Source organism: Haloactinopolyspora sp., from assembly GCF_027324685.1.
Lineage (GTDB): Bacteria > Actinomycetota > Actinomycetes > Jiangellales > Jiangellaceae > Haloactinopolyspora.
The window spans coordinates 1-4,772 of sequence record NZ_DAHVSH010000051.1; the positions used below are offsets into that span (position 1 = coordinate 1).

Sequence of the window (4,772 nt, forward strand, 5' to 3'; positions counted from 1 at the left end):
TTGACGCTGCCGTACTACGGCGCCGAGGACTTCGGCCTGAATGCGATCGCCTCGGCGGCCGCGGCTGGCGAGGCTGCAGACCTGCTCGGCCTGGTCGACGACGTCCGGTTCAACCCGGTCGCCGCGACGATGTTCGCCCTCGGGTTGCTGTCGATCGGCGTAGGCGCGGTGCTCACCGCGGTCGCCGTCGCCCGGTCAGGCGTGCTGCCGCGCTCGTCCGGGCTGCTGTTCGCGGTCGGATTCGCGCTGTTCATCCCGCAGTTCTGGGCGCCGGGGCCGGTTCGGATCGCGCATGGGCTCGTCGTTGCTGTCGGGGCGATCCAGCTGTCGGTCGCGTTGTGGCAGGCGCCAGCGGGTGAAGACGCCCAGGTCGCTCAGACACGCTCCACGGTGACGTTCGGCGGGAACTCGCGGTCGGCGAACCGGCCGATGGCGTAGGTGGAGAACGCATCGACGCCGGCGCTGACCGCGCCGCCGAGTACCGGCACCCGCCGGACGAGGGCCAACGAGGCGTGCTTACCGCCGATGCGGGCGACCAGCTGCGATGTCACCGCCGCGACGGCACGCTCCATGACGGCAGGGTCCGGTTCGTTGGTGCCGGTGGCGACGTCGAACGGCGTGCCGGGGATGTCGCGGCCACGCCGCGCCTCCGCCACACCGTCCTTGCCGAGCAGAGTGAGCAACGCCGCCGTGCGCACCCGCGGATCGGTCAGGTCGTAGCCGCGCAAGTGAGCGATCGCCGCAGCCATCCGCAGGTGCAGCACGGCTATGCCAGCGATGTTGGCCGGGACCGTCACGGGCATGGTGACGACACCGCCGACGTTCGTGACGAAGCCCTGGATGCCGGCCAGCCGGATGTGCTGCTCGATGACATCGCGGACGGCGCGGTCGACGTCGGCGGACTTGTCCAGATGACGCCGCGCGACCTCACGTGCTCCGGGAAAGCCGGTGAAGCCGTCGATGGCGCGGCTGATGAACTGGTTGGCGCCACGCGACGCCATCACCGGCGCAGCGCGGCGTGCCGCTGTCGTTCCCGCCCAGGTTCCGATGGTCCGCCGAACACCCATGCAGTTCACGATAGTCGCTGCGGGCGCGTAGACGTCGAGACCAGCACACGGCGGCTACGCTGACGATGGCAGCCACGTTCGACGGCCGTGGAGGTTCGAATGCCTGTTGAGCCGCCCCCGACACGGTGGGAGCTGCCCTCCTCGTACGCGACGGACAACGACCTCGTCGCCTTCGGTGCCGATCTCGAACCCGGCACGTTGCTGGCGGCGTACCGCAGCGGGCTGTTCCCGATGCCGATCGACCGGCTGATCGGCCAACCGGCCGAGCTGGCGTGGTGGTCACCGGACCCGCGCGGTGTCCTGCCGCTGCGCGGGTTGCGCGTGCCCAGGTCGCTACGCCAAGCCTGCCGGCGGTTCGAGATCCGCGTCGACACCCACTTCGACGAGGTCATCGCCGCGTGCGCGGACCCGCAGCGCCCCGGTGCCTGGATCAGCGACGAGATCCGCCATGCCTACGAGCGGCTGCACCGCCTCGGTTGGGCTCACTCGGTGGAGGCATGGACGCCCGACGGCAGGCTCGCCGGTGGGTTGTACGGCGTCGCCATCGGTGGGCTCTTCGCCGGCGAGTCGATGTTTCACGCCCGCCAGCGCTGGGGCCGTGACGCGTCGAAGGTCGCGCTGGTGGCGCTGGTCGACTTCTTGAAGGCTGACGGCGGCGTCGGGCGATTGCTCGACGTGCAGTGGGGAACGCCGCATCTCACCAGGCTGGGGGTCGTCGAGATCTCTAGGGCGGAGTATTCGAGCCGGTTGCGCCGGGCCCTGGACCTGCCGCTGCCTGCGGTATTCGCCTGAGCAGCACACGAGAGGGGAAGATGAGCTCATGCCGGAGCTGCCGGAGGTCGAAGCGTTGGCGGCGTTCCTGCGCGAGCACGCGGTGGGTCAGGCGATCGCGCGGGTCGACGTCGCGAACATCAGCGTCCTCAAGACGTTCGACCCACCACTCACGGCGCTCGGCGGGCTGACGGTGACCTCGGTCGACCGGCACGGCAAGTTCCTCGACCTCGACTGTGACGGGCTCCATCTCGTCGTGCACCTGTCCCGGGCGGGCTGGCTGCGTTGGAGCGACAACCTGTCTCCGAAGCCGCCCAAGCCCGGGCGGGGGCCGATGGCTTTGCGCGTGCGGTTGGCCAACGATTCTGGCTTCGACCTCACCGAGGCCGGCACCCGCAAACGGTTGTCGGTGTACGTCGTCCGCGAACCCACCGAGGTCCCGGGCATCGCCCGCCTCGGCATCGACCCGTTGTCCGAGGAGTTCACCGTCGAGCGCCTGAGCGAGATTCTCACCGCTGCCGGACGGTCGCAGATCAAGGGGGTCTTGCGCGACCAGTCGGTCATCGCCGGCATCGGCAACGCCTACTCCGACGAGGTGCTGCACGCCGCCAAGCTCTCGCCCTTCCACCCCGCCTCGTCGCTGACCAGCGACGAGGTCGCCACGCTGTACGCCGCGATCGTCGACGAGCTCGCCGGAGCGTTGCAGCGAGCCGAAGGGCTGGCCGCGCGCGATCTCAAGGACTCGAAACGCTCGTCGATGCGGGTGCACGGTCGCACCGGCGAGACCTGTGCGGTCTGTGGCGACACCATCCGCGAGGTGTCGTTCGCCGACTCCAGCCTCCAGTACTGCCCGACCTGCCAGACCGGCGGGAAGATCCTGGCCGACCGCCGGATGTCCAGATTGCTCAAATAGCGCACGCACGAGTGCCGATTCGGGGCGTAGACCTGCGACGCACCGGGTAGACATGGAGCCATGACGTTCACCGACAGCGGCCACGAAGTCCAACTCTCCGACGGCCATGCGATGCCGATCATCGGGTTCGGGACCTGGCAGATCACGGGCGACGCCGCGTACGAGGCGGTGCGGCATGCCCTCGACGTCGGCTACCGGCACCTCGACACCGCGACCATGTATCGCAACGAGACCGAGGTGGGCCGCGCCCTGCGCGACAGCGGGGTGCCTCGCGAGCAGGTCTTCGTGACGACCAAACTTCCGCCCGACGCTGAAGACCGGGTCGAGCAGACCATGGCCGACAGCCTCGAGGATCTGGGGCTCGACTACGTGGATCTGTGGCTCGTGCACTGGCCGCCTGGTGGCCAGGCAGCGCCGCACGTGTGGAACGAGTTCATCGCGCTGCGGGAGCGCGGGCTGACCCGATCGATCGGCGTGAGCAACTACAGCACCGCCCAGATCGACGAGCTCACCGCAGCCACCGGCGTGACGCCGGCGGTGAATCAGATCAAATGGAGCCCGGCGCTCTACGACGCGCAACGGTTCGCCGAGCTGAGCGAACGCGGGGTCACGCTCGAGGGCTACAGCCCGTTCCGCGCGGGTGACCTGGCCGACCCGGTGCTCGTGGACATCGCCGACGACCACGGGGTCACCTCCGCCCAGGTGGTGCTGCGCTGGCATATCGAGCACGGCATCGTCGTCATCCCGAAGTCGGTCACGCCCGAGCGCATCAGGACGAACTTCGACGTTTTCGGGTTCTCGTTGTCCGACGAGGAGATGGAGCGCATCGACAGCCTGGGCGGCTGACGAATCGCCGCGCCGCACCTCCGCCTAGTTGACGGCCGAAACTGTTAACGCTAACAATGGGCGTCGAGAGAGGAGGCCGATGGCAACGGAGCTGACCCAGCGCAGCCCGGTGATGGCCGACGTCGCCCGCGTGGCCGGCGTGTCGCACCAGACGGTGTCGCGCGTTCTCAACGACCATCCCAACGTGCGCGCCACGACCCGCGAGCGCGTCCTGGCCGCGATCGAGCAACTGGGCTACCGGCGCAACCTCTCCGCGCGCGCCCTGGTGACCAGGCGCACCAACACCTTGGGCGTCGTCGCCTCCGGCACCACCCTGTACGGTCCGGCCAGCACCCTGTTCGGCATCGAGCAGGCCGCACGCGCGGCGGGATACTTCGTCAGCATCGTCAGCCTCGAACGCATCACCCGTGAGTCCGTCGACGAAGCCTTCACCTACCTCCTCGAGCAGGCCGTCGACGGCATGATCGTCATCGCCCCGCAGCGCTCAACCGCCGCGGCGGTGGCTGCTCTGCCGGTCGAGGTACCCATCGTGGCGGTCCAGGGCGGCGAGGCCGGCGCGCGGCCGGTCGTCGCTGTCGACCAGGTCGATGGCGCCGCTCAGGCCACCCAGCACCTGCTCGACCTCGGCCACCACACCGTCCAACACATCGCGGGACCGGTGGACTGGCTCGAAGCCGATGGGCGCCTGCATGGTTGGCGTGCCACTCTCGAACGCGCCGGCGCCCCGGTCCCCGAGGTCATCCGGGGCGACTGGAGTCCTCGCTCGGGTTACGAGGCCGCCCGACGATTCGCCGCCGATCCCCCGAGCGCGATCTTCGTCGCCAACGACCAGATGGCCCTCGGCGTGCTGCGCGCGTTGCATGAAGCCGGACAGCGGGTACCCGAAGACGTCAGCGTGGTGGGCTTCGACGACATGCCGGAGGCCGAGTTCTTCACGCCCCCGCTGACCACGGTCCGGCAGGACTTCACCGCGGTGGGCCGGGCGAGCATCGACCTGCTCCTCGGGCTGATCGACCATGGCGCCGCAGCAGTCGAGGCGCCGGCCAGGCACACGGTCGCCCCGAACTTGATCGTCAGGCACAGCACCACTCGACGGACGTAACACCAGGGACGGGAGTTGATGTGAGCGCTCACACCAGCAATGACGTCGTCATCGGCGTCGACTTCGGCACCCT

At 69.3% G+C, this 4,772-nt stretch carries 5 protein-coding genes and 1 pseudogene; 5 read left to right on the forward strand and 1 reads right to left on the reverse strand.

What is annotated here, in order from left to right:
* Positions 1-438, forward strand: a pseudogene (locus M6444_RS06565) (hypothetical protein); the annotation flags it as partial.
* Here M6444_RS06565 and M6444_RS06570 read toward each other — a convergent pair.
* Complete coding sequence (locus M6444_RS06570; RefSeq protein WP_298324507.1) at positions 375-1,067, reverse strand: EcsC family protein; 693 nt, start codon at positions 1,065-1,067, stop codon at positions 375-377. The pseudogene M6444_RS06565 and the gene M6444_RS06570 overlap by 64 nt on opposite strands.
* Before the next feature lie 99 nt (positions 1,068-1,166).
* Between M6444_RS06570 and aat the strand changes: the two genes are divergently transcribed.
* The 4 genes from aat to M6444_RS06590 all read left to right on the forward strand — a co-directional run bounded on the left by aat (position 1,167) and on the right by M6444_RS06590 (position 4,699).
* Positions 1,167-1,859 carry a leucyl/phenylalanyl-tRNA--protein transferase gene (gene aat / locus M6444_RS06575; protein WP_298324510.1) on the forward strand — a complete coding sequence of 231 codons (693 nt, stop codon included), beginning with the start codon at positions 1,167-1,169 and terminating at the stop codon, positions 1,857-1,859.
* Positions 1,860-1,887: 28 nt separating this feature from the next.
* Positions 1,888-2,751: a DNA-formamidopyrimidine glycosylase family protein gene (locus M6444_RS06580; protein ID WP_298324512.1), complete on the forward strand. Its 864-nt coding sequence runs from the start codon at positions 1,888-1,890 to the stop codon at positions 2,749-2,751.
* 60 nt (positions 2,752-2,811) lie between these two features.
* On the forward strand, positions 2,812-3,597 hold the full coding sequence (locus M6444_RS06585) for an aldo/keto reductase (protein ID WP_298324515.1): 786 nt from the start codon (positions 2,812-2,814) through the stop codon (positions 3,595-3,597).
* A 79-nt stretch (positions 3,598-3,676) separates the two neighbouring features.
* Positions 3,677-4,699 carry a LacI family DNA-binding transcriptional regulator gene (locus tag M6444_RS06590; RefSeq protein WP_298324518.1) on the forward strand — a complete coding sequence of 341 codons (1,023 nt, stop codon included), beginning with the start codon at positions 3,677-3,679 and terminating at the stop codon, positions 4,697-4,699.
* The last annotated feature ends 73 nt before the right edge of the window (positions 4,700-4,772 follow it).

What these genes read in the sequence shown, in the direction of transcription:
- M6444_RS06585 (WP_298324515.1), top strand. Translation starts at nt 2,812, where the DNA reads ATGACGTTCACCGACAGCGGCCACGAAGTCCAACTCTCCGACGGCCAT.
- M6444_RS06570 (WP_298324507.1), bottom strand. Translation starts at nt 1,067, where the DNA reads ATGGGTGTTCGGCGGACCATCGGAACCTGGGCGGGAACGACAGCGGCA.
- M6444_RS06590 (WP_298324518.1), top strand. Translation starts at nt 3,677, where the DNA reads ATGGCAACGGAGCTGACCCAGCGCAGCCCGGTGATGGCCGACGTCGCC.
- M6444_RS06580 (WP_298324512.1), top strand. Translation starts at nt 1,888, where the DNA reads ATGCCGGAGCTGCCGGAGGTCGAAGCGTTGGCGGCGTTCCTGCGCGAG.
- aat (WP_298324510.1), top strand. Translation starts at nt 1,167, where the DNA reads ATGCCTGTTGAGCCGCCCCCGACACGGTGGGAGCTGCCCTCCTCGTAC.